Genomic DNA, 22,582 nt, shown 5'->3' with positions numbered 1-22,582 from the left:
CCCTTAACCTCCTACATAACCGGAAAATCTCCGGGATAATAGAAGAATATAATAGAGCTATGCTTTGCAACTGACAAAGTATAGCTTTATCATATCTAAAGCTATGCTTTAGTTCCCCTAAAACACTGCTATAATTTATTTCTTCACGATTACTAAACATCTTTTTCGCAGAAAATGTGTTATTTTGTAGATGGCTAACAGAAATGTATATGATATGGATAAGCAAAAAGTAGCATTAGTCCTTTCCATGGGTGGAGCACGTGGAATAGCACATATAGGAGTAATTGAAGAATTACTTCGTCACAACTTTGAGATTACTTCCATTGCAGGAAGTTCCATGGGAGCAATGGTGGGAGCAATGTATGCTTCAGGAAAAATGGAAGAATGTAAAGAATGGCTGTATAGTTGGGACAAACGCAAGATGTGGGAATTGGCGGATCTTACCTTAAGCCGGGATGGATTAGTGAAAGGTGACCGTTTTATTAAAGAACTGAAACAAATTATTCCGGACATGAATATTGAAGACCTGCCTGTCCCTTATGTAGCGATGGCTACGGATATTGTCCGCGATCAGGAAGTCAGGTTTGACAGAGGGAGCTTACATGAAGCTATCCGTGCGTCTATTTCTATCCCTATGCTTTTCCGCCCATTAAGAAAAGACGGTATGGTATTGATTGATGGAGGTATTCTGAATCCTCTTCCATTGAGTCATGCGCAACGTACTGAAGGAGACATTCTGATAGCTGTCGATGTGAATGCACCCATTGAAATCGGAAAGAAAAAGAAAATGTCTCCTTATAATCTGTTGACAGAATCTTCGAGAATGATGATGCAACAAATCACCCGTTATCAGATAGAACGTTGTCAGCCGGATATCTTAATTCAAATTTCCGGCGATACGTATGATATGTTGGAGTTCCATCACGCAGCTTCGATTGTGAAGACAGGAGCGGAAGTTACTCGAAACGTGTTGAAAGAATCTCTTGGCAATGATTAATCATGTGGTTGATGATCTCCATTCCTTTTCTTCGGGGTATACGGATACTTTCACCGACCGCCAACATATCTTCAATATCCGGATTTCCTTTGTTATTTGCTGAAGTAGCATGTTCACCGTGATACCCCTCTTTGCAGAGAGTTAAATCATAAGCAGGTGCTAATGACCATTTTCCTTCACGACAAATAAAACTGAAATTTTTGACATGGTCGTCTTTGTTATCTGTAAGTACATTAAACACCATGCGTTGGAACATTTCATCAACTTGTTGTGAATCTTGTGTCAAATATCCTGTTAAGTGTAACAATACCTTGTAATCTAGTTTTGGATTTGATATTGATTCATTGAGTAACGCACCAGCAGTAGCAATGTGTAGTCGTTTTCCATTCTCTATATCAAAACGTTTGCTGGCAAAATATTTGCCATCTAATAACTTGTAATCAGGAACATTTATTCCACATTTACGAGCTACTTCATTATATTTATATTCCATTCTCCCCATATCTTTCGGATCATATGTATGGCGGAATTTCACTAACCATGCACCTTCACGATCATGCCACAAGCATTTAGGACGGCAGCCACCGGAATTACCACTATTGAAATATAAAATATCTTCGCCTTCTTCAGATTTTTCTGAAAGTACTTCCAGAGCCATTTGTTGTAAGTTGTCCAAGTCAGGTAGAGATTTTTCTTCTCCAATATAAGATTCCGGCACGTAACTAAGTGCTCCCATTCCCGAAATTCCCACTATACTTAATCGCTGAATAGGTGTAAGCAAAGCATCATTTATACCTTGTTTTTTGAGTAAACGATTCAACAAATAACGACCATATCCATCAGGGAGACTATCCTCAAATATTCCAAAATTTCCCCAGAAAGGTTCTGGTTTGGCGATGAATAAACTAGATTCTAATGGTAAGTCTAATGGAGAGATAGAAAAGCCTGATATCAGCCATTTCTTATCGTACTGGAAAGCGCAACATCGGTTATCGTGTGTCATGGTAAGTTCTCCTATCTTTTGATCACGATAAAGTACCGATAACTTATTTACTAATTTCATTTCTTCCTCGCTTCCTGTTTTTATTTTTATTGATAACGTCCAATTCTTCCATTGTACTGTAAAGTGGTTCTGCAAGAAGTGCCTTTACGTCTTTGGAATATCCTAATGCTTTTGTTAATGCCACATAAGAGCTCAATGAAATAGAAAACTTCTGTTCAAACTTAGCTATAGTGGGAGAAGGAACGCCACTTAACTTGGATAAAGCATCTCTTGAAAGTCCTTTCTCCAATCGCCTCTTTTGTAAATTGCAGGCAAGTAACTGCAGAATATCTTCGGGCGTATCTATATCAAAGTTGTATAATAAAGACATATCATTGTATCTGATAAGTAACAAATATGATTATAATAGATATTATTATATCTGTTACAAAGATAGTGTTTCACTTTGACTTATTCAATAAAAATAGCAGAAAAAGTAGCCCACATAGCTTTTTAGTTCTGTTCTTACAACACGGATATCAGATAACTCGTAAGGATAGAGAAACTATAAGAGACAAGTGTGAATATGTAGTATATAAAAAATTAGCCACTCTTTCAAGGCTATCTTTTACTTTATATGAACAAGGACGTCCTGATTTGATAGCGGAATTATTTAATTCTGTTGATTCTTTTATAAAGTCAATTTATACTATTGAGTCTTTGTTATCTAATACTTCGGTATATTTTGAATATAAAACCAATGTATGGCTTTGTATTGCTAATAACGCAATTACTAATTATAGAGATTATTGGATATTTTGTGAGGCTGCATTGAAAAAATGCGGAAAATGGGAGGAGTTACTATATCCACAGTTGGAAGTGCCTGATATTCGTATAAAAGGAAAAACAGTTAGTCTTTTAGAACAGGCTGATTCTATTTTTAAGAAATCGGAACTATCAGACACTTTTAGTTCTTTAGGTTATGCTATAAGAAAACAGCGTCCGGCATGGGGATGCAACGATATAGAAGGTAGAACAGCTGAAGAAAAGGTTTTGTCATTATGGAATACTCTTCCACATGATACTTTTTTGATGGCACTACTTTGTCTCAATTCTGGAGATTCACATATTATCCTTGAGCAATTAAAAGAATATGCAAGGACTGATGTTCTGGATATTTTATACAGCTCGGAGATACATCCCAAATTGCAAATAGGATTAGAAGCCGGAACAGTGGGTAATTTGGATTTTCTTTTTTCATTATGGGAATTAGGATATAGATATCATACCCACCAAGAATGGCAGGTGCACGGAAATATAACAAGTACTAAACAAATGAAACTTTATTGTTTAGACAAGTTCTATGATATGAGTTTAGATATTGATTTGAAAGAGATAATGAATAGTATTGCTCTTAGAGCAATTTGTATGGTAGAAGCCATTAAAACCAATGATTTGTTTTGCACTAGTAATCCTAATTGGAAATCATATATAAATGGAGTACGTGGTGTAACTTTACAACATCCATTAAATCAATATTGGGGATATATTGATATGGCTTTCGATGCTTATCATTTTACAGATGGGCAGAGTATGAGAAGTTATCTTTCTCAAAAAGAACCCGGGATAAAATTAGAAAAGGGCTCTGAAAAAATAGAAATAAATTCAGCTATTTACAAAGCCTTATCTGTTTTGTATCCAGAAGTATATAACATGAATTCGTAATGATGTTTATGTTGCGTCCGAAGATATATAAATCATCTTTTTCGTCATTCCCCCGTCAATAGTGATGTTTTCTCCATTGATGAAATCATTGTTTTCCTCGCAGAGAAACAGACACATGCGGGCAATATCTTCCGGTTTACCTACCCGGCGTGAAGGATGCTGTGAATGGTCTTCCGGTTGGAGTTGATTATAATCATGGGTCTGTATCCATCCCGGAGCAATGGAATTTACGGTGATATTCCATTCAGATAAAGACAAAGCCAATGCATGAGTCAAAGAATAGATACCACCTTTCGAAGCTGCATACCCTTCACTTCCCGGTTCACTCATCAGATAACGTGTAGAGCAGATATTTATAATTCGGCCGTATGGGTTGGGAGAGGGCTGCTTTTTACGATGGATGGCAAGCAGCCGGGAAGTGATGAATACAGGACGCAGGTTAATAGAAAGAATTTTGTCGAAATCCTCTACACTTGTTTCTGTGATAGAAGAAAATTTGCTGATACCGACGTTGTTGACAATAATATCAATATCGTTCCATTCGGCAAGAATGGTTTGCATACAACTTTCAAGTGCGTTTTTATCACTTACGTCGACCTTATGGAATATAGCCCCGGTTGCCTTCGCAGTCTCCTGTCCCGATGTTTCGTTTATATCACAAAAGGCAACTTGATTTCCAGCCAGGCAAAAAGCTTCTACTATTGCTTTGCCAATTCCTTCTGCTCCTCCAGTTACAAATACTCTTTTTTTTGAACCATCTGACTTTGAAGCCATTGGAGTGGGGGATTCCGATTCAGCCGGACGTACTGCTGTTAGTTTCTTCTTACCATATTTTTGTGCTTGTTTCCAAGCAGCTTTTCGGGCTTCGTATTGTTCCTGTTGTCTCTCTATGTAATTATCTGCCATCGTTATTTTTTATTTATTGGCAAATGTAAAGTATAAAATGGATAAATACAAGAATCGACCGCTCTTTTGCGGGCAAAGGAGCGGTCGATCTCATTCAGATGATCGTTCAAAATTTAAAACTTCGTCGGATCTATCTCTGCATATTTAATTCGTTGACGGCGCCATGTGTAAATGGCATGCAGCTTCCCGTCTTTTCCCTGAATAATGCTAGGGTAAGAGTATTGGCTGATCGGACTATCTTCTAATGTAAGAACAGGCTGCCAATTGATACCATCTTCTGAAACGGCCACACAGAGCGGAGTACGCGGACCTTTCGGAGTTCCGGGCAATGTAGAGAAATTATTGTAGATAAGGATATGTCTACCGTCTTTCATTGTCACGGCATCTGTACCGGAATTATTATTCGGGACATTCAGCAGCGTTACTTTACTCCATGTGTTACCATTATCACTGCTCCACGCAGTTGCTACCTGTGCGTTACGTGTACGGCAGAGTATCTGTAATCTTCCATCCTTATGCTTCAAAATACTGGGTTGTATTGCATAAACAGGTTTGGCTCCTTCTCCTTTGATCGCTTCTCCGCCTTCCTGGTCATCCACATTCACACCTCCCTTTTTACGATTTTGGGTGGGGACAGATAACTCGGCATCCAGTGGTCCGACCATCTTCCAGGTCTTGCCTTTATCATCGGAAATCTCGAAATGGACACGCCATCCGTTACTTCCTTCCGTACTGGAAGGACAGATGATACGCCCATTGATATATTCCGGTTTATTCTTAATAGGTCCAAGAAAACCTTTTGGAAGCGCTTCGCGTTTGCTCCAGGTTTTTCCTCCGTCGCGTGAACGGACAAGCCATCCTGTCCAGTCGCTCACTTTCAAACCTATTTTATAAAACAGAATCAGGTCACCTCCGGGAATCTGGAAAAGAACCGGGTTCCAGCAAGCTTTTCTGCGGGCAATAAGTGTTCCTTTTGCATCTTTCACCGGGGTACAGGTTGAATCGATTCCGGCTAATACTGCTTGTGGGTCTTTGAGTGAAAACACACCATCGGCAGCAAGTTTGGGGGTGGTCCATTCTTTAGAGCCTTTAGGTTTACGACATACCCAGATGCAACAATCCGGATTGCGCTCTTTGGTTCCTCCGAAGAAAGAGGCTACGAGATCACCATTTTTTAGCTCTACTATCGTAGCTCCGTGACATTCGGGGAAAGAAGCGTTTTCATACAGAAATTCATCAGTCAGAATAGCCGTATTCCGGGTGGGAATGTCTACACTGAAATGATATTTTCCCGAACCGATTTTTTCTTTCCGTCCATCCGGAAGATGTACTTCCCCCGTCGTATTGGCGGGAAGTTCGATATCCCATTCCAAATGTGTGGGAGTCTTTGTCCATCGGCTGGTTATTTTTCCGTAGATACTCATGTACGATGCATCCACGTTACTCAACTCCTGAATTTCAAAAGCCGGCTGGAAGACGATATGCTTGTAACCGGACTTCCAGCGGTCCGCACGGATACCTGCCAAGTTATTGAAGCACCAAGCAATAAGTCACCTAAAGCATCACGTGATTACCGCTATTCATTTCAGGATTTGCCGTGTCACCGTTCCATAACTCCCAAATAGTGGTAGCACCTTTTTCAACCATATATCCCCAGGAAGGATATGTTTTATTGGTAGCCAGTAGATAAGCTACATTGGCATGACCGCGACGGCTCAATTCACGCAATAGCCATTGTACACCGATTACTCCGGTACTTATATGTCCCTTGTTGGTTGTAATAATGGAAGTTACGGCATTTTTAGCTACTTCATTGATGTAGTTCTTTGGCACCAGACCAAAAGCAAGTGGCAAGATATTGGCAGTAACTGTGTTGTTACCATAGAAAATACTATCCGGATATAAGGTATGTCCCGGTACAGGAGAAGTACCTTCCTTTACGTGAAGAAAACGGGCATTGAATGCGTCTTTCATGCGATGTTCCAAATCTTCCCATTCTTCTGCGTCAGCTTCAGCCCTTGCAAGCTTGCAAAGCGGTGCATCAGTTGTAATACCTTCAGATAATAAGCCGTTGCGATCAAAGCTCCGTCAGTCTTGCGGGAAGGGTCCTTACTATGAATTAACTCCAGTGATTCGGTCGGAACGCACCAGTCACCATATTTATCTTTGGTGATGATAAAATCTTCTGTCATATAGTATTCCCGGATATGAGATACCCACTTCTTGATAGCCGGATAATTCTCTTCGATCGGACGTTTATCTCCAAAGTTTGTGAAAAGCATGTCGCAGGCATTGGTAAAGCGGCAGGCCAGGTCACATTGTCCGAGTAGTAGTTCCAGTATGCCGGGGCTACATCAGGAATACAGCCGTCTTCCCGTTGTGCTTCGCGGATGTCACGCGTCCATTTGGTATACATGGCGTAATTATCGAAAAGCATGCTTTCTCCCCAACAGCCCATGGTACGGTCACCCAACCATGGTTGGCGTTCATTCCGTTGCGGACAGTCAACCGGCATCCCTTTATAGTTGCTCCGGATTCCCCAAAATGCATTACGGATAATTTTATTCAGAGTTTCGTCAGAACAGTTGAAAGTACCGATATGCTCCATTTCATCTTCTACTACTTCGGCAACGAAATCTTCTGCCTTCGCATTCGGATAATCGCTGACTTCTACATAACGGAACCCATGATAAATAAAACGAGGTGCCCAGGTAGCATCTTTTGTTTCGCGTCCGCTGACAACATATACATCTGTAGAACGGGCATCCCTGAAGTTTCTAGTATAAAGTTCGCCATTGTCTTGCAGACTTTCTGCAAAACGGAGACGGATGCTATCGCCAGCCTGTCCTTTTATCCGGAAACGTACCCAGCCTGCCATATTCTGACCGATATCCAGGATATATTTGTTACCAAGCTTTTTTATAGAAACGGGCTTCAGGGTTTCTGTAACTTTCATGCCCGGCATCATTTGTGCACGCAATGTTCCTGAAGGAATACTGACACGTTGGGCCGGCATCCAGTTTTTGTCATCATATCCGGTTTGAGTCCAGGCTCCTAGCTCTTTACGAGCATCATATTCTTCGCCATCATATTCATTATTGCTACGGATAGGACCTTCAGTAGTCAATTTCCATGAAGTGTTTGTAGCAATCGTTTCTTTGCTGCCGTCTGCATATTCCACAATCAGATTCAACCGGAGTTTAGGATAACCGAAAGTCGGTATCTTATACGGTTTATAGTTCTGACGCATCGTATAGAAGCGACCATTTCCAAGAGTTACTCCAATAGCATTTTCTGTTTGAAGCAGTGAAGTAACATCGTATGTGTTGTACAGAATTGTTTTCCGGTAGTCGGTAGGAGCAGGTGCCAGTACTTGATTGCCGATGCGTTGTCCGTTGATAAACAACTCGTACATCCCATTCCGGCGATATGTACTGTGGCACGTTTCACACTTTTCTTTACTGCAAACTCTTTACGGAGATAACGGGCTGCCAAACGGCTCCATTGTGTTTCGCTGTCTCCGGGAGCGGCCCTGTCCAAGCCGATCCATTGCCCTTGCCAGTCCGCTTCATTAAATAGTCCGGTGGTCCAGAAAGCCGGAGCACTCCAATTTGTTGCACCTTTGTTGGTGTCTATTTTCACTTTCCAATAGTAGGAGGCATTACATTTTAATGTTTTTCCCTGATAAGTGATCCATTGGGAAGCGTCAGATTCAATCTTTCCTGAATCCCAAATATCTCCTTTTCCTTGTTCCAATAGCTCCGGGGAAGATGCGATAAGAATGTGATACGCAGTTTGTATCACATTCTGTTCATCCGATTCGATGCGCCAACTCAATCGGGGTTGGCGCACATCGATACCTGCCGGATTTTTCAACTGCTCCGTTCGCAGGTCAGTGATACCTATGGCTGCGTATAGTGAACCTGCAAAGAGCAGAAGAAAGAAAAATGATACTATTCTTTTATTCATAAGTATGTTCTCATAATTCGTTTATATAATAAATTTAGGCACGGATTGCACGGATTAATGCTGTTGTTTTACTTATCTGTCATTCTGAAAACCGTAAAATCCGTGTAATCTGTGCCTAATAATACAAAATTATTTAGCCCATTTTTGTTGTGCATTTGGTAATTCTGTCCAGGCCTTCTCCACATAGTTCTTACTACTATCCACTACAATCAGAATATGATCGTTTCCACTGCAATAACCACTGTCGTGCTGGAATTTGTGCACTCCGTTATCAAATTCTCCGATGTATTCCAGTTTACCATCTTTCGTGGTGTACCACCAAGCATTCTTTTTCGCGCCGCTAATCTTGCTGAAATCAACTTCCATCGGACGTCCGGTATAGTTGTATACCATCAGATAATCATTTCCACGTGTAGCGATAGCGCGGTCATAACGTTCTCCATTCTGTCCTGTGATGATAGACTGATCGGGTATGCGTTCAAAGAACGGGAAAGTCAACATCAGGTTTTTCAGATACTTCATCTGATTGTAGCCCGGATCATTCAACGCATCATACCAAGGCTTCTTTGCACCATAAGCACCACCTACACCCGGTTTGATAAATTGCATGATGGAATTATGACCGTAAGTATGTCCGAAAGAACCTGCAAATACAGACCAATAAGCATAACGACGTACGTCATAATCCTTCCACAACAGTTCGTTTTCATCGTGCAGACCATGAGGTATTTCTTCATAGATCGGTTCACCGTCAATCACAGGTTTCATGGGTTTCATGGCCAGGCTGCGTTCTACAAAACGCCAGTTATCTTCTTCCGTATTTTCTTCGATAGGGTAGTCACCATCTCCGAAACGTTGTCCGTAGCGACGATGTCCGCTTTGAAACATGTTGAAATCCAACCAGGGAGCGTTATTGAACCAAGTTGCGGAAGTTGTTCTTCCACGTGGATGGAATGTCATCAGGTGATTTTTGTCGATAGCTTTGATAGAGGTTGCCAAAGCTTCCCATTCAGCAGTTTTCACGTCGCCACGGATATCTCCACCGATAAACCAGATAATATTCGGTTCGTCCTTATAACGCTCTGCCAAAAACTTGCCGTATGCTTTTGCCTGTTCTACAGTCATCTCGCCCCGGTTCACCGGGCTTCCCCAAATGCAGACCATGCCGATATATTGTCCCTTTTTTGCTGCTGTACGGATGATGTAGTCCATGTGATCCCAATAACCGTATACGCCTTTTTGATTGATGTTTTTGAAGTTGTATCCGTCAATCATCGAATATTGTCCGTAGATATTCATAGACGGAACATTGTTCAACGTTTGAACCTGAATCACGTTGTATCCGCGACGTTTGCATTGTTCCAGGTAATATTCGGCTTCATCCCGGTTCAAGCGTTCGGGCAATAGCCAACCGGTTTCTCCTAACCAAAAGAAAGGAGCACCGTTTTCGTGTTTCAGGTAACGTCCCTCTTCGGAAACTATGAGTTTGCCGTTGTCCCAGGGGATATACGTCTTTTGTGTTTTCTTCTGTGCTGCAGCCGAAGTTGCCATTGTCAATAGCAGCAACAAAAGAGGAAGAATCTTGAATTTTCTCATTGTATTTTATCGTTTTGAGTTTATTTTTTAGTCATTTTCTCATACTCAATAGCAGCCAAGATGAATGAACCTATCGATTTCGGATCATTTTCTATGATCGGTTCACTGATATAATACTCAAATGAGCCGTCACGATATCTTTTTGAATCTCCGCCCAATCCTGCAACAGCACAGCAATTGGTAATTGTATAGCTGCCATCCTCTTCCAAACGGGTAAATGTCTTTACCATTCCGTCAAAGGCTTTTTGTGTCGGTTCGATATACTCGTTGCCAATATATCCTTTATTGATAGCTTTGGCAAGCGTATAGATAAACAGGGCAGTGGCAGATGATTCCAAATAATTACCTTCACGTGCTCCCTGATCGGTTACCTGATACCAGGTTCCGGATGAAGGATCTTGGTATTTCACAATCGCTTTTGCCAATCCCTGCAGAATTTGTATAATGCTGTCGCGTCCGGCAGTTTCCTGTGGCAGAAAGTCCAGTACATCTACAATAGCAGCTCCATACCATCCGATGCTGCGACTCCAAAAATTAGGAGAGCAACCTGTTTCAGGATTTGACCATTTCTGTTCGCGACTTTCATCCCATCCGTGATAATAAAGCCCTGTTGCAGGATCATAAGTCTTGCTATTTATTAGAAGAATCTGTTTTGTTGCTTCGTCAAATAAAGCGGGTTCATTAAAAGTAGCCCCATATTGAACCAGATAAGGAGAAGCCATAAAAATTCCGTCCAGCCACATTTGATGAGGATATCTCAATTTATGCCAGAATCCTCCCTCACTGGTACGGGGTTGCTCTGCCATTTGCTTGCGCAAAGTATCCATGGCTATTTTGTAGCGTTTGTCTCCAGTCTGTGCGTAAAGATCGAAAAGAATCTTTCCACCGTTGACATTATCAATATTGAATGAAAGATATTTCATGGTTTTGATATGTCCGTCAGCATCGATCAGACTATCTGCATATATCTTGGCATACTCATAATATACGCTGTCCCCGGTATGTTTCCATTCTTCCAACATGGATTTCACTACTAATCCGTGGGTATATCCCCAGCGTGGTTTTTTAGCTTTTTCAATCATCCAGGGTTCGGGGAAACGTTTCATTTCGGAGCGTGCCATGCGTTCACTCCATTTTTCCGTTTCTGTTTTTTGAGGTGCTGCGCAAGCCAGGAAACAAGCAGTTCCACAGGCGACAATCAGTTTCAATAAGTTTTTGTTCATATCGGTCGAGTTATTATTTTCCAATCAATACATATTCTTTTCCTGCTTTGGTAGGTAGGTCATAGAGGTAAGTCTCTGCAATTTCCACTTTGTTCAAGTTGGCCTTTTCGTTAATCAATGGCTCCGGAATGGTGGGGACTGCATAAAGAGGGTTCGGATTTTCACCTTTGGCACGCTTCAAGCCATTCCCGGTTAATGGATTGAGCGAACGTAAACGACAATTTCCTCCCTTATGAGATTTGACAACCAGTCGGCTGACTTTCCCGTTTTTCCAACTCAAATCAAGTTCGAAACCTCCACGGGCAATAATTCCTTTGATAGAACCTGCTTTCCAAACGGTAGGCAGTGCGGGAAGCAAATATATAAAACCGTCGTAGCTTTGCATCAACATCTCTGCAATGCCTGCGGCACAACCAAAGTTTCCATCAATTTGAAATGGCGGATGCGCATCGAACAGGTTAGGGTAGGTGCCTCCTTTTTTCTTTTCATTGCGTACGAGAGTCAGCTGGTCAGTTATCAACTTGTAGGCGTGGTCGCCATCAAGCAGGCGTGCCCAAAGGCAAACTTTCCATCCCATGCTCCACCCGGTCGACGGGTCGCCACGATGAATCAGAGAAGTACGTGCTGCATCAAATAATTCAGGAGTACGGTAAGGGGAAATCTGATTGCTGGGGAAGAGTCCGTACAAATGAGAAATGTGGCGGTGCACGTCCTTCGGATCATCCCAGTCGAACATCCACTCTTGTAATTGCCCCCAATGTCCCACCTGCATGGGAGCCATTTCTTTGAGACGTTGTGTCAGATGAGAGGCAAACTCCTGATCTGTATCCAGTATTTGAGAAGCAGATATAATTGCTGTCCAAAGATCGAAAATCAATTGGTTGTCCATGGTGCATCCGGCAGCTGTAGTAGCTTTCCCGTTACTTCCCGAATGTACATTCTCCGGTGAATTACTGGGGCAGACTACCAGCCAGTTGTGTACGGGTTCTTTCACCATAATTTCATCAAAGAAACGTCCAGACTCTTTCAGTATCGGATAGACAGAACGCAGGAATTCCACATCTCCGGTGTATAGATAACGCTCCCAAAGATGTCGGCAAAGCCATGCACCACCACTGGGCCACATACCCGAAGGAGCTTTGTCAACTGCTCCTGTAATACGCCATATATCCGTGTTATGATGCAACACCCATCCGTTGGCTCCATACATAATCTTAGCCGTCTCTTTTCCTGTGTTACTCACTTCTTTTATCAGACGGAATAACGGTTCATTCAGTTCACTTAGATTCGTTACTTCCGAAGGCCAGTAATTCATTTCCAAATTGATGTTACAAGTATATTTGCTATCCCAGGAAGGGAATAATTTGTCATTCCAAATTCCTTGTAAATTGGCGGGTTGTCCTCCCGGTTGGGAAGAACAGATCAACAAATAACGTCCGAATTGAAAATAGGTGGCAACCAGATGTGTGTCATTGGTGTTTTTGAAATTCTCCACACGCTTATCGGTGGTTACATTCGCATATTGGTCTCGTCCCAAATCAAGAGAAACGCGTGTCAGATATTGTCGGTAAAAATCAACATGATTCTTCTTCGATTCAATGAACGGATGAACCATTGCTTTCGCCAAATAATTCTTAGCCCGCTCTGTCTGATTACCGGTGATGTCTTGATAATTGTTGAAGTTGGTGGCAATAGATACATAGACCGTAGCTTCATCAGCTCCTTCAACGGAAAGGACACCATCGGCACAAGCTATTTTCCCACCTTTATTTTTAGCAGTCAATCTGCCTTGAAATTCTACTTTCCCTTTGAGCCCCTCATGCAAGGAAGAGACTCCCGAGAGTGTCACACAGTTTCCCTCTTCAGAAGCGATCATAACATCCTGGTGAGGCGAAGTGAGTTGTGCATTGAAAGTAATTTGTCCGGGACGATTGGCGGTCAGTCGTACCATTACTACCTGATCGGTGAATGAGGTGATCGTTTCGCGTTGATACTGCACTCCGTCTACTTCATAACGTACGATTGCACGTGCGGAATCCAGACTTAATTCCCTGTAATAATTGGAATAACGTGTATGACCGGGAAAAGCGATTCGCAGGTCACCAAAACTTTGATATGGCATTCCTGAATTAGTCTTTGCCATTACCTTTTCTGTGGCCAGTGTCTGAGCTTCAAGATATTTTCCGGCAAAGACCAGCTCACGCACTTTCGGAATATATTCCAGTGCATCCGGATTGGCGTTATTATTGGGACGTCCCGCCCAAATGCTTTCTTCGTTTAGTTGTATTTGTTCTGTGCCTGGTGTTCCATATACCATGGCCCCCAAACGGCCATTCCCAAGGGGTAATGCTTCGGTCCATACCTGTGCGGGACAGTCGTACCATAGCTTGTATTCGGGTACAGAAGACTTCTGTTCCTGCGCCTGAATACAACCAACAGACATCGTGACGAACAGATATCCGATTAATCTCTTTTTATTCATTTCCTTCCAATTGCTTTTATACTTTTATAAAAGGACGATTGAAAGGGATTTTTGTACCCACTATGCAGGCAGTAAGAAAGGGAGAAGAATAAAAATAAGTTAGCAAACTTAAATGCAGTTATAAAGCCATTAAAATAGATGAATTTCGACAAACAAACAGATATACTGATTGTTGTACATTGAATCATTCGTTTTTTTATTCACCTAAAAAATACAGATTATGGCAAAGAATTCTCCCGATGAAGGAAAAAATATCAAAATGGTAGAAAAGCAGGCGGCTGAAGCCTCTATGATCAACCTCAAAGAGTACCGGGCAAAAAGGCAATTCGGTAAAACACCGGAACCGATGGCGGAGACGGTGGAAACTCCCAATCGAATGCCTGTTTTTGTTGTTCAAAAGCATGATGCCAGTCATTTTCATTTCGATTTTCGTTTGGAAGTAGATGGAGTATTAAAAAGTTGGGTGGTGCCTAAAGGACCTTCCATGAATCCAAAAGATAAGAGGTTGGCCATAGAAGTAGAAGACCACCCCTTGAGTTATGCGCACTTTGAAGGAGTTATACCGGAAGGTAACTATGGAGCAGGTACGGTGGAAATATGGGATAGTGGAACCTATGCTTACGTTGGTAATAATCGTAACATTTCCGCTGCCATTAAAAATGGAATACTTGAATTCAAGTTACACGGGCATAAACTCAAAGGGCTATTTGTCCTTATACATACCAATATGGATGATCAGGATAAAGACTGGCTGTTAATAAAGAAAGACGATGTATTTGCGGTCACTCACGTTTACGATGCGAAGATTATTCCGTCTTATGATGAGGTATTCCTGTAAATCATGATCTGACAATACTTATCTAAAGTCTATTATTTTCAAATTATATACGCGGCTTTATAATTCTACTTATTTCATTATTTTAATGATTAAGTGGAACTATATGATCGTATGGTTGTGTTATTGTATGGCATAATATTTGACAATCACTACGTTTCGCCAAATAAAATGATGATTTTAGAATCTATTCTTTGATATTTCGGTAACAAACGATATTGTTACCACTTTTGATAGAAAACACCCATTGTTTTTGTTAGAATCCACCTCATATGTGGACGTTGAAAAGTTTATACTTGTTCCGGATTTAGACACGTTAAAAGGTCATCAAACGTGTTTTGCTGAAAATGTAAGTATTAATCAAATCCTATATAAGTATGAATGATTGTTACCTGAGTTTATTATTAAACTTTCGCGCTTTACTTTCTATAGATAGTGGAGCCAATTTAGTAAACAGTAAACAAGCTATTGGCGTAATTTTGCCTGATTTGTCATTGCTTGGTTATGCAGTTCCTGTAGAGAGTTTCGGCATTGGGCTATTTATTGTTTTGTTTGCGTATCTTGCGGTAGAGTATAATGTTCAGTTGTTGTCACATGAAAAACTTAAGATAGCTATGAACATGCTCCATACTACGTATACCCCGTTGATATTGTTACGAAATCAATTGGAAGAACTTAAAACCGGTAATCTTCCCGAATCGCTTTCCCAACAAGTAGAAGAGGCATTGGGATATACCGAATACATCATATATTGCAATCAGAATATTGTAACCCTCAATAAGGTAAACAAAAAAATACTTCCTAAGACATCAACGGCAAATTTGGAACTCTCTTCTTATATTACTTCTATTGTCAATCAATGTCGACCTTATGCTGATTCGCGCCGTATACAACTGACTGTCAGCGAATGTTCGGATTGCGTCAGTTGCAGAATCAATGAAAACATTATGACGGCAGCGCTTCAGCATCTTATAAGCAAACTAATTTTGGGTTCCGATTTAGGTTGTTGCATATCAATCAATATAACACATACAACAGATTCCTGGCAGTTGCAGATTACTAATTGTGAGATAGCAGACAAAAGAGTAGGGAAAATGTTTCCTTTTATTCCGGTCATATTTCCTATATATGGGTATAGTGATTTGTGGACTGTAAGAAAAATCATTCGCCTGCATGGTGGAAAAATAAACGGATATAGACATGGCAAATCATTTGCTTTCCAAATTGTCATTCCAACAGATTGTCATTGCCGGAATCAGGAATGTTCGGTTATCAAACATTCTTCAACAAATACGAAGAATAAGGCTAAAAAATCTTCTGAAAGTGATAAAGATGATACCCCGAATGCTAAAACAAAAGATACATCCCATATCTTATTGGTAATGGCGGACGGGGCATTCAGGAATTATTTAAGGAAAGCTTTATCGCGGTATTTTCAGATTTCAGTTTTGAAAGATCCTGATTTGCTGAAGGATACAGTAGTCCGCCAAAATCCTGATGCTATCATTATTGACGATAATGTAAACGGAACAAATGGAGATGCACTTAGTTTCCGGATCAAAACAGATAAAATGATAGGGTATATACCGGTTGTCCTTTTGATAAGGGCCTTTGATAACGAAAGTTATTTGTCCCATTTAGGAAGTGGGGCGGATCGTCTGGAATTACGAACAGAAAGCATTTGCAGGCTAAGGGCAAACATACGTATGCTTGTAGAAAACCGCATGGTTTTGCGTGAACGGGTCAAATTGTTTTTGTCAGATGCTGTTTTTCCAATGGTCCCCACCAAAGAAGAAATGGAAACAGAAAATACGGATCAGATATTTATGGATAAAGTCAATAAAATCCTGGAAAAGAACCTCTCTACTGATAAATATACAATAGATAAATTAAGTATCGATATAGGAATGAGCCGTACTGCTTTTTATAGCAGGATACGAGAGATAACCGGGAATCCTCCGGAAAATTATATCTATTCGTTCAAAATGGGCAGGGCACTTAAACTGCTAGCCTCCCAACAGTACACTGTTTCGGAAATTGCAGGAATGCTGGGATATTGTGATGCTAAATATTTTGGAAAGAAGTTCAAAGACTTCTATCATGTATGTCCTACGGATTACATTAAAAGTATTATAGGGTAAAAGAATATATAGTACATATTTTCAGTTTAAATGATATAAACTAAATATGTACTATGTTCATTTTCTATCATCTTGCTTCACTATCACCTCTAAAACAGATAAAGTCTTTTTTATCAAATATTTTAAAGGTATTCTAGATTTTGGATGTTATTCATTTAGAAGATTTATTATCTTCTCCTTTTACTTCTAGAAGTTTTTTCGTTAATTTGTATCGCATAACAAGAATAATAGAACAAACGTATAAGTAATAAAGAAAAGCTATGGAGCAACAAAGTTTTTGCAATATCAGTTTATCTGATCCCTTTTTTAATTCTTTAAAGGAAGATTATCCCGAATTTTCTAAGTGTATAATAAGAAAAAGAAAGATAATGCAAAGGCTTTTATTCAAAAGAATAATGAAGGGCTGTTGCAAGCTTTTCTATATTTAAAACAGGAATTAGAAGATATAACAGATGTATGTCCGCCAATGCCTGCAGCTAATAGACTAAAAGTTGGAACTTTTAAAATAGAAGCTCATAATACTAAGTTGGGAGAACAATTTGTAAAAAAAATAGTGGTAGCTGCTCTTCATATTGATGCGGATGAAATATATGTGACGATATACAGGAAACATGAAGGGCTTATAAGGTTGTTAAAGAGATATGGATTCCTTGTATATGGAACTAAAGGTCATGAGGATGAACCGGAGTTTGTATTTGTAAAGTCTATGAAAGTATATTCAGGAGATTTGTTGTATGATTATCCTTATATTCATACTTCAAAAGTACGAAAGTTTATTCTATCAATAAAACCTGAATATCATACTCCGCTCTTTCCTGATTCAATTTTAGATAATGAGGAACGTGATAAATCTTTTCTTGTGCGAGACATTGCTTACACAAATAGCATACATAAGATTTATTTGTGTAAAATGAGGAATATTGATCAATTGTCAAGAGGAGATGTTCTTTTAATCTATCGAATGAAAGACGAAAAAGGGGCTGCATATTATCGTAGTGTTGTGTCTTCTATCTGTATTGTAGAAGAAATAAAAAAGGCTTCTGATTTTAAATCTACAGAGGAATTTATCAAATATGCAAACGCTTATAGTATATTTAATGAAAATGAGCTACGGAAATGGTATACAGAATATGGGATGACTCTTATAAAAATGACTTATAATATTGCATTTGATAGAAGAGTTACCCGTGGTGAACTTATTGAACAGGTCGGCCTTTCGGCTGGTGACTATTGGGGATTTATGCAAATAAATGATGAACAATTTAAGAATATAATATCAAGAGGAAAAATAAATGAAAGTCTTATTATCGATTAAACCTGAATTTGTACAGGAAATTTTTACAGGAAAGAAAAAATATGAATATAGAAAAGCTATTTTCACAAGGAGTGTAGATAAAGTAGTGGTCTATTCAACAAAGCCTGTTGGGATGATTGTTGGGGAATTTACAGTAGAGAATATTCTAAATGATACCCCTAGTACACTATGGGACCAGACTCATAAGGATTCAGGTATCACTAAGGATTTTTTTGACCAATACTTTGAAGGTCGTACACATGGGTATGCCTTGAAAATCAGTTCTCCACGTCTTTATGAAGAACCAATTAATCCATTCGAATTATTTAAGGCTTTTGCTGCTCCCCAATCGTTTAAGTATATTGATCCAAATGAGTCTGCTCTCCTATTTTCGAACTACTAAATTTAACCAGGATTGTCTTTTTAGATAATCCTGGTTTGCCTATTCTGTTATTTTATTTTAATACTCCCATCAATATCCCTTGGACGTTTACTTTTTAATAAGTAGCAGTATGAGTTATCTTCAGGAATTGCTATATAATGAGAAGTGTTTTTATCAAGTAACGCTGGGTCTTTTATCAGTTGTATTTTCCAATTTGGCATATTATGGGGTGGAACAAAATTGTGTTGGAATATAGGGTCAAGATATTTCATTCCACACTTATTAATAGCGGCATTGAAAAACTGTTCAGCCTTTTGGTTATATCTTTTATGCCAAGCCAAATTTCCAAAGCCAAGGTAGACTGGAGGAACAAGGTGCTCTATGTCGTAATTGGTCACATTTTCTTCATCTGCAAAACGAAATGTATTGCTGGTTGCTTCTGAATATACCAAAGCCTTACTTAAATCTGCTTCTTTGATATAGAAGAGATTAAAAATTTGTATCACACCGTTCAAATCTTCACGTCTTGGCAGATCATAGTAGAAAGCAAAGAGATCGCCTACACAGTCAATTGTGGTATCACTACCAAATTCATACCACTTGTCTTTACTTTCGTCAAAGTGCCGGAGTTGTCTTAACGTTTCGGCATCGTCAATTGCTTGGTGGGTGGGGGATTTAAATTTGGCACCACCTGGATTTTTCATTACCACTGATCCGATAACCTCCCATGAATTACCATATTGTAACAATGTCCTCCATCGAAAACCTATAGCAGTGTTCTCATCCATTAGATAGAAGTGAGTGTATACTTTCATTATTATTTATTTTATAAGAATTAAAATGCAATCTTTGGTACTAACTATCAACACTTAAATGACTTTCATTAATCGTTTTCATATATTTTCCACATATCCTTAATACAGCCATGAAGTTGATGACGAAGTGATTGGGGTTCTAATACTTCAATCATTGCGCCAACTTTTAGTAACTCCATACAGAAGTCGTATGTCGGTCGAAGATGCAATTCGAAATCTGCATATTCATCAGAAGTGTATATTTCCCGTTGTGAAGGGTGAAGTGGAAGTGTGCGAAGATAATGTTGATGATATCTGTCAGCACGTAACACGATTCTTTCTTCCTTAATATCCTTATCAAGCACAATTCCAAAGAAAGAAGAGAAATAGGATTTAGCATCAAAGTCCTTTGGCAAAGTGAAGCATGTATCGGTCACACTGGCAAACCTTTATCTTCTATCTCTTCTATGATTTGTCTGATTTTGGAGATAATCCAATTTGAGACCTCTCCTGTGCGTATTGGTAAGTAGCTACTGGTGGAATGCCAATCGGTGTATAGAATCCATTCCCATCCATAAGGCCAGTACGTATTACTACATTCTGAAAAACATGATAATTGCCGTATTGGTAATTCTTTAGCCCCCAGCAGTGAACTTTGTGAAATACCGATATAAAGGTTCTTCCAATCCGAATCTCTTCCATCATCTCTTGTAATGACTATGTAATGGGACCATTGGGGCATTTTGAATTTTAGAGCCGGACTTTCGTCTCCTTCTTTGATGAGCTTAAATTCCATCCCCATTTTAACTGCGAATTCTTTTAACGGTTTAAAAATGAATTCTGTTCTTAATTTGCTACTTATTTCAGCTCTGTTATCCATCAAGGCAACTACTGCTTCCATATTATTGATGGCTAAATCTACGATTTTATCACTACTATCTTTATTCATATCTTGTCCTGTGATTTGTTTAATAAGTGTAATATATTGGGAAATTGTCTCTCGTACCAGAGGTTTGTCGTATGCTAACATCACACACTTTGATAACCAATTTAGGATATGTCCTTTGTACGAGATACAGTGATAGTCAATCTCATTGTCTCCTAATGAATCTTTGCTTGCCTCATGACCATCAAGTGTAAGATAAATCAACTTAAAGCCTTTCGGAAAACGTTGTTTACCATAGTTATTGTATCGCAGTAATTGATGGTATTGATCAATAGCATATATTTTATTCTCAATGATAATAGCATATTCACCATCTTCCAAGATTATATCGATCCGTCCACCAGTAGTTTCTGTCCGCTCACCAATATATCGTTCGACTATATTGGTATTGCAATTAGATATATAATCTCGTTTTAAGCCAATGGCTGCAAGAAATTCTTTAAGCATAGCATCTTTTAGGCCATGATTTCCGTCAGGATTTAACAATTCTGCAAGGAATGCGGAATGCAATCTAACTTCGTTAGACCGTAATCCAAGAGTGTTGAAAACGTTAAAACAATCGCCTTTTCGCTGCTTATGCTTCATTCGCTCTTGCTCAATAAGGCAAATCTTGCTTATTTCCATTAAAAGATCATTCAATTCCATATTTAAACTATTTTGTTAATACAAAAATACGAAAAGATTGCCTCGTTTTCTATATTATAATTTTGATTTAATTGATATTATATAACGTGAAATATTTTCAACGTTTATAGCTACTGGTAGCTTTAGCAAGACAATTTTTCCTCTTTGTTCACGTAGTGAATAATTATTGTGAAACAATCTCAAAAGCCAATTCTTTCATCCGTCTTTTTACGATGGAATACCATAAATATGAATTTTGCAAGTTGTTGGTGGGTATTCTATCAACATATTTTTCAAGAAAGTCGATAGTATAGAGTGACGCATCATCATAATATCGATTGATTATTTCACTCCAATCCCATAAATCGATAAACTTGTCAATAAGATAATAGTTCAACTTTAGATCAGTATTACTTGAAAGTTCTGACCAATCCCAATAATTTTTAAAATGCTCAATACATTCCTCATGAAAAAGGATTTCATTACTTGTGTTAGACAAGGCTTACCAAGCTACATCGTTAAGGACCTTAGCCATAAACTCATTTGATACTTTTTTTTATTGCCATACTACTTTTGTTTTGATTATTAATGAAGTTTGGTGCAAAAGTAAAGCAGGGTGTCTCATTTTATGTGACACCCTATAAAAGAATCACCTATTTTTCTCCTCCTTCATCATCTTCCTCCACCTCTGAAACGCCCTCATTAAACTTTCTTCTTCCACTAACCCTACCATATTATAATGTTCGACAAAAGTTTCCATTGATTTTTTGAACATGATGCCGTGGCAGTATTTATTTTCCAGTAGAAATTCATAAAGTTCGGCCCTCATTTCTACTTCCATTGCTTTTTCAATGATAAGTGCACTGTTATGACCTATATAATTATATACATTTGGATTTTTACCGTTTCTGGGATGGGGGAGGGTGAAGGTAATATTTCCGGTTTCGTGCCATGAGGCGTTGGGAGGGTGGGGAATGGACAGTTGGTGGAGAAAGTGATAGATGGGCTGGGTGTCGAGAAGATGGATCGCGGAAAGTGAGGAAGAAGAGCGGTCTGGAGGTACGTCGAGGTGATTTTTGTAGCGCATGTACATGTAAGCCGCTAGATAGGGCTTGATCTGAAAAGTAACTGTAACCATTGTTTTTAGATTTGATTTGTAAAATATTTATCAGTGGAGTACCGTGTTTGATATTGGTATCCGTTTTCTTTTGTTGAAAATTTTACTTAAAAAGAAAGGCCGGGAGGACGCTTTTGTAATGCTTTGCTTTTCAGAGAGTTACATAAGTGGGTTTTGGTTTTAAACCAACGGGTCGTTCCTTTTAAAGGCGACCCGTTGCACACCGAGAAACACCTCGTTGGTTTTAATGCAACGAGGTGCTCCTTAAAATCAAGAGATAAAGCTAGAATAAATCTCTCGAAATTTTGAAATCATAAAATAACTTGTTTGTTTTTGATGTAAATAAATAGTACTATTGTATATTTACTTGTTTTTATCTATATAAAGAAATATACAGAGTGTCATATATGAAGAAATTTTAGATGAAGTCTATTTAACATAGTTAAATGAGCCTCTTTTATATTGTATATTTACTTGTTTTTATCTATATAAAGAAATATACAGAGTGTCATATATGAAGAAATTTTAGATGAAGTCTATTTAACATAGTTAAATGAGCCTCTTTTATA

Annotated in this window: 19 protein-coding genes and 1 pseudogene; 6 read left to right on the top strand and 14 right to left on the bottom strand. The window is 39.1% G+C overall.

The features are described 5' to 3' along the window. Positions 1 to 190: 190 nt before the first annotated feature. Positions 191 to 997 (top strand): patatin-like phospholipase family protein, encoded by an 807-nt coding sequence (locus tag DXA05_RS22380; protein ID WP_008640511.1) that lies wholly within the window; start codon positions 191 to 193, stop codon positions 995 to 997. Here the strand turns inward: DXA05_RS22380 and DXA05_RS22375 are convergent. Together DXA05_RS22375 and DXA05_RS22370 are read right to left on the bottom strand one after the other, a co-directional pair. Further along, complete coding sequence (locus DXA05_RS22375; RefSeq protein WP_008022224.1) at positions 957 to 2,060, bottom strand: type II toxin-antitoxin system HipA family toxin; 1,104 nt, start codon at positions 2,058 to 2,060, stop codon at positions 957 to 959. The two genes, DXA05_RS22380 and DXA05_RS22375, sit on opposite strands and share 41 nt — an antisense overlap. After that, positions 2,044 to 2,370: a helix-turn-helix transcriptional regulator gene (locus DXA05_RS22370; protein ID WP_008022225.1), complete on the bottom strand. Its 327-nt coding sequence runs from the start codon at positions 2,368 to 2,370 to the stop codon at positions 2,044 to 2,046. Before DXA05_RS22370 ends, DXA05_RS22375 begins: the two co-directional genes overlap by 17 nt. 26 nt (positions 2,371 to 2,396) lie before the next feature. On the opposite strand from DXA05_RS22370, the gene DXA05_RS22365 reads away from it, so the two are divergent. After that, positions 2,397 to 3,704: a DUF6035 family protein gene (locus DXA05_RS22365; RefSeq protein ID WP_128859643.1), complete on the top strand. Its 1,308-nt coding sequence runs from the start codon at positions 2,397 to 2,399 to the stop codon at positions 3,702 to 3,704. Positions 3,705 to 3,710: 6 nt separating this feature from the next. On the opposite strand, the gene DXA05_RS22360 is transcribed toward DXA05_RS22365, so the two are convergent. From DXA05_RS22360 to DXA05_RS22340, 7 genes and pseudogenes are all read right to left on the bottom strand, one after another. Next, positions 3,711 to 4,610, bottom strand: coding sequence for an SDR family oxidoreductase (locus tag DXA05_RS22360; protein WP_118196496.1), 900 nt, complete (start codon positions 4,608 to 4,610; stop codon positions 3,711 to 3,713). Between the two features lie 113 nt (positions 4,611 to 4,723). Continuing rightward, on the bottom strand, positions 4,724 to 6,136 hold the full coding sequence (locus DXA05_RS28060) for an exo-alpha-sialidase (protein WP_284515667.1): 1,413 nt from the start codon (positions 6,134 to 6,136) through the stop codon (positions 4,724 to 4,726). A 28-nt stretch (positions 6,137 to 6,164) separates the two neighbouring features. Then, a pseudogene (locus DXA05_RS28055) lies at positions 6,165 to 7,980 on the bottom strand (family 78 glycoside hydrolase catalytic domain). Beyond that, positions 7,887 to 8,579 (bottom strand): hypothetical protein, encoded by a 693-nt coding sequence (locus DXA05_RS28050; RefSeq protein ID WP_284515666.1) that lies wholly within the window; start codon positions 8,577 to 8,579, stop codon positions 7,887 to 7,889. The pseudogene DXA05_RS28055 and the gene DXA05_RS28050 overlap by 94 nt, the downstream one beginning before the upstream one ends. A gap of 129 nt (positions 8,580 to 8,708) precedes the next feature. Beyond that, the gene (locus tag DXA05_RS22350; protein WP_128859642.1) at positions 8,709 to 10,175 is read right to left on the bottom strand and encodes a glycoside hydrolase family 140 protein; all 1,467 of its coding nucleotides are present in this window, start codon (positions 10,173 to 10,175) and stop codon (positions 8,709 to 8,711) included. Positions 10,176 to 10,195: 20 nt separating this feature from the next. Continuing rightward, positions 10,196 to 11,398 (bottom strand): glycoside hydrolase family 88 protein, encoded by a 1,203-nt coding sequence (locus DXA05_RS22345; RefSeq protein ID WP_128859641.1) that lies wholly within the window; start codon positions 11,396 to 11,398, stop codon positions 10,196 to 10,198. A 13-nt stretch (positions 11,399 to 11,411) separates the two neighbouring features. Beyond that, on the bottom strand, positions 11,412 to 13,880 hold the full coding sequence (locus DXA05_RS22340) for a glycoside hydrolase family 95 protein (protein WP_128859640.1): 2,469 nt from the start codon (positions 13,878 to 13,880) through the stop codon (positions 11,412 to 11,414). A gap of 220 nt (positions 13,881 to 14,100) precedes the next feature. On the opposite strand from DXA05_RS22340, the gene DXA05_RS22330 reads away from it, so the two are divergent. The 4 genes from DXA05_RS22330 to DXA05_RS22315 all read left to right on the top strand — a co-directional run bounded on the left by DXA05_RS22330 (position 14,101) and on the right by DXA05_RS22315 (position 18,553). Then, on the top strand, positions 14,101 to 14,718 hold the full coding sequence (locus DXA05_RS22330; protein WP_008022234.1) for a DNA polymerase ligase N-terminal domain-containing protein: 618 nt from the start codon (positions 14,101 to 14,103) through the stop codon (positions 14,716 to 14,718). A 374-nt stretch (positions 14,719 to 15,092) separates the two neighbouring features. Beyond that, the gene (locus DXA05_RS22325; RefSeq protein ID WP_128859639.1) at positions 15,093 to 16,856 is read left to right on the top strand and encodes a helix-turn-helix domain-containing protein; all 1,764 of its coding nucleotides are present in this window, start codon (positions 15,093 to 15,095) and stop codon (positions 16,854 to 16,856) included. Between the two features lie 343 nt (positions 16,857 to 17,199). Continuing rightward, positions 17,200 to 18,171 carry an N-acetyltransferase gene (locus DXA05_RS22320; RefSeq protein ID WP_284515665.1) on the top strand — a complete coding sequence of 324 codons (972 nt, stop codon included), beginning with the start codon at positions 17,200 to 17,202 and terminating at the stop codon, positions 18,169 to 18,171. Next, positions 18,149 to 18,553: an ASCH domain-containing protein gene (locus DXA05_RS22315; RefSeq protein ID WP_022199604.1), complete on the top strand. Its 405-nt coding sequence runs from the start codon at positions 18,149 to 18,151 to the stop codon at positions 18,551 to 18,553. Before DXA05_RS22320 ends, DXA05_RS22315 begins: the two co-directional genes overlap by 23 nt. 47 nt (positions 18,554 to 18,600) lie before the next feature. On the opposite strand, the gene DXA05_RS22310 is transcribed toward DXA05_RS22315, so the two are convergent. The 5 genes from DXA05_RS22310 to DXA05_RS22290 form a co-directional block, all read right to left on the bottom strand. Next, positions 18,601 to 19,347 carry a hypothetical protein gene (locus tag DXA05_RS22310; protein ID WP_087318052.1) on the bottom strand — a complete coding sequence of 249 codons (747 nt, stop codon included), beginning with the start codon at positions 19,345 to 19,347 and terminating at the stop codon, positions 18,601 to 18,603. Between the two features lie 68 nt (positions 19,348 to 19,415). Then, the gene (locus tag DXA05_RS22305) at positions 19,416 to 19,763 is read right to left on the bottom strand and encodes a WYL domain-containing protein (RefSeq protein ID WP_022199607.1); all 348 of its coding nucleotides are present in this window, start codon (positions 19,761 to 19,763) and stop codon (positions 19,416 to 19,418) included. Continuing rightward, on the bottom strand, positions 19,760 to 20,917 hold the full coding sequence (locus DXA05_RS22300) for a PD-(D/E)XK nuclease family protein (RefSeq protein WP_004317565.1): 1,158 nt from the start codon (positions 20,915 to 20,917) through the stop codon (positions 19,760 to 19,762). Before DXA05_RS22300 ends, DXA05_RS22305 begins: the two co-directional genes overlap by 4 nt. A gap of 163 nt (positions 20,918 to 21,080) precedes the next feature. Further along, positions 21,081 to 21,293, bottom strand: coding sequence for a hypothetical protein (locus tag DXA05_RS22295; RefSeq protein ID WP_128859638.1), 213 nt, complete (start codon positions 21,291 to 21,293; stop codon positions 21,081 to 21,083). A gap of 252 nt (positions 21,294 to 21,545) precedes the next feature. Next, positions 21,546 to 22,034, bottom strand: coding sequence for a hypothetical protein (locus DXA05_RS22290; RefSeq protein ID WP_008775756.1), 489 nt, complete (start codon positions 22,032 to 22,034; stop codon positions 21,546 to 21,548). Between the last annotated feature and the right edge of the window lie 548 nt (positions 22,035 to 22,582).

Origin of the sequence: Bacteroides sp. AM54-2NS (assembly GCF_003602935.1) — a bacterium.
Taxonomy (GTDB): domain Bacteria; phylum Bacteroidota; class Bacteroidia; order Bacteroidales; family Bacteroidaceae; genus Bacteroides; species Bacteroides xylanisolvens.
The sequence above is the reverse complement of the archived record's forward strand: the minus strand, read 5'-3'. Positions and strand labels throughout refer to the sequence as shown.

Coding starts and splice junctions, on each gene's coding strand:
- DXA05_RS22380 (WP_008640511.1), top strand. CDS start 191: ATGGCTAACAGAAATGTATATGATATGGATAAGCAAAAAGTAGCATTA.
- DXA05_RS22375 (WP_008022224.1), bottom strand. CDS start 2,060: ATGAAATTAGTAAATAAGTTATCGGTACTTTATCGTGATCAAAAGATA.
- DXA05_RS22370 (WP_008022225.1), bottom strand. CDS start 2,370: ATGTCTTTATTATACAACTTTGATATAGATACGCCCGAAGATATTCTG.
- DXA05_RS22365 (WP_128859643.1), top strand. CDS start 2,397: ATGATTATAATAGATATTATTATATCTGTTACAAAGATAGTGTTTCAC.
- DXA05_RS22360 (WP_118196496.1), bottom strand. CDS start 4,610: ATGGCAGATAATTACATAGAGAGACAACAGGAACAATACGAAGCCCGA.
- DXA05_RS28050 (WP_284515666.1), bottom strand. CDS start 8,579: ATGAATAAAAGAATAGTATCATTTTTCTTTCTTCTGCTCTTTGCAGGT.
- DXA05_RS22350 (WP_128859642.1), bottom strand. CDS start 10,175: ATGAGAAAATTCAAGATTCTTCCTCTTTTGTTGCTGCTATTGACAATG.
- DXA05_RS22345 (WP_128859641.1), bottom strand. CDS start 11,398: ATGAACAAAAACTTATTGAAACTGATTGTCGCCTGTGGAACTGCTTGT.
- DXA05_RS22340 (WP_128859640.1), bottom strand. CDS start 13,880: ATGAATAAAAAGAGATTAATCGGATATCTGTTCGTCACGATGTCTGTT.
- DXA05_RS22330 (WP_008022234.1), top strand. CDS start 14,101: ATGGCAAAGAATTCTCCCGATGAAGGAAAAAATATCAAAATGGTAGAA.
- DXA05_RS22325 (WP_128859639.1), top strand. CDS start 15,093: ATGAATGATTGTTACCTGAGTTTATTATTAAACTTTCGCGCTTTACTT.
- DXA05_RS22315 (WP_022199604.1), top strand. CDS start 18,149: ATGAAAGTCTTATTATCGATTAAACCTGAATTTGTACAGGAAATTTTT.
- DXA05_RS22310 (WP_087318052.1), bottom strand. CDS start 19,347: ATGAAAGTATACACTCACTTCTATCTAATGGATGAGAACACTGCTATA.
- DXA05_RS22300 (WP_004317565.1), bottom strand. CDS start 20,917: ATGGAATTGAATGATCTTTTAATGGAAATAAGCAAGATTTGCCTTATT.
- DXA05_RS22290 (WP_008775756.1), bottom strand. CDS start 22,034: ATGGTTACAGTTACTTTTCAGATCAAGCCCTATCTAGCGGCTTACATG.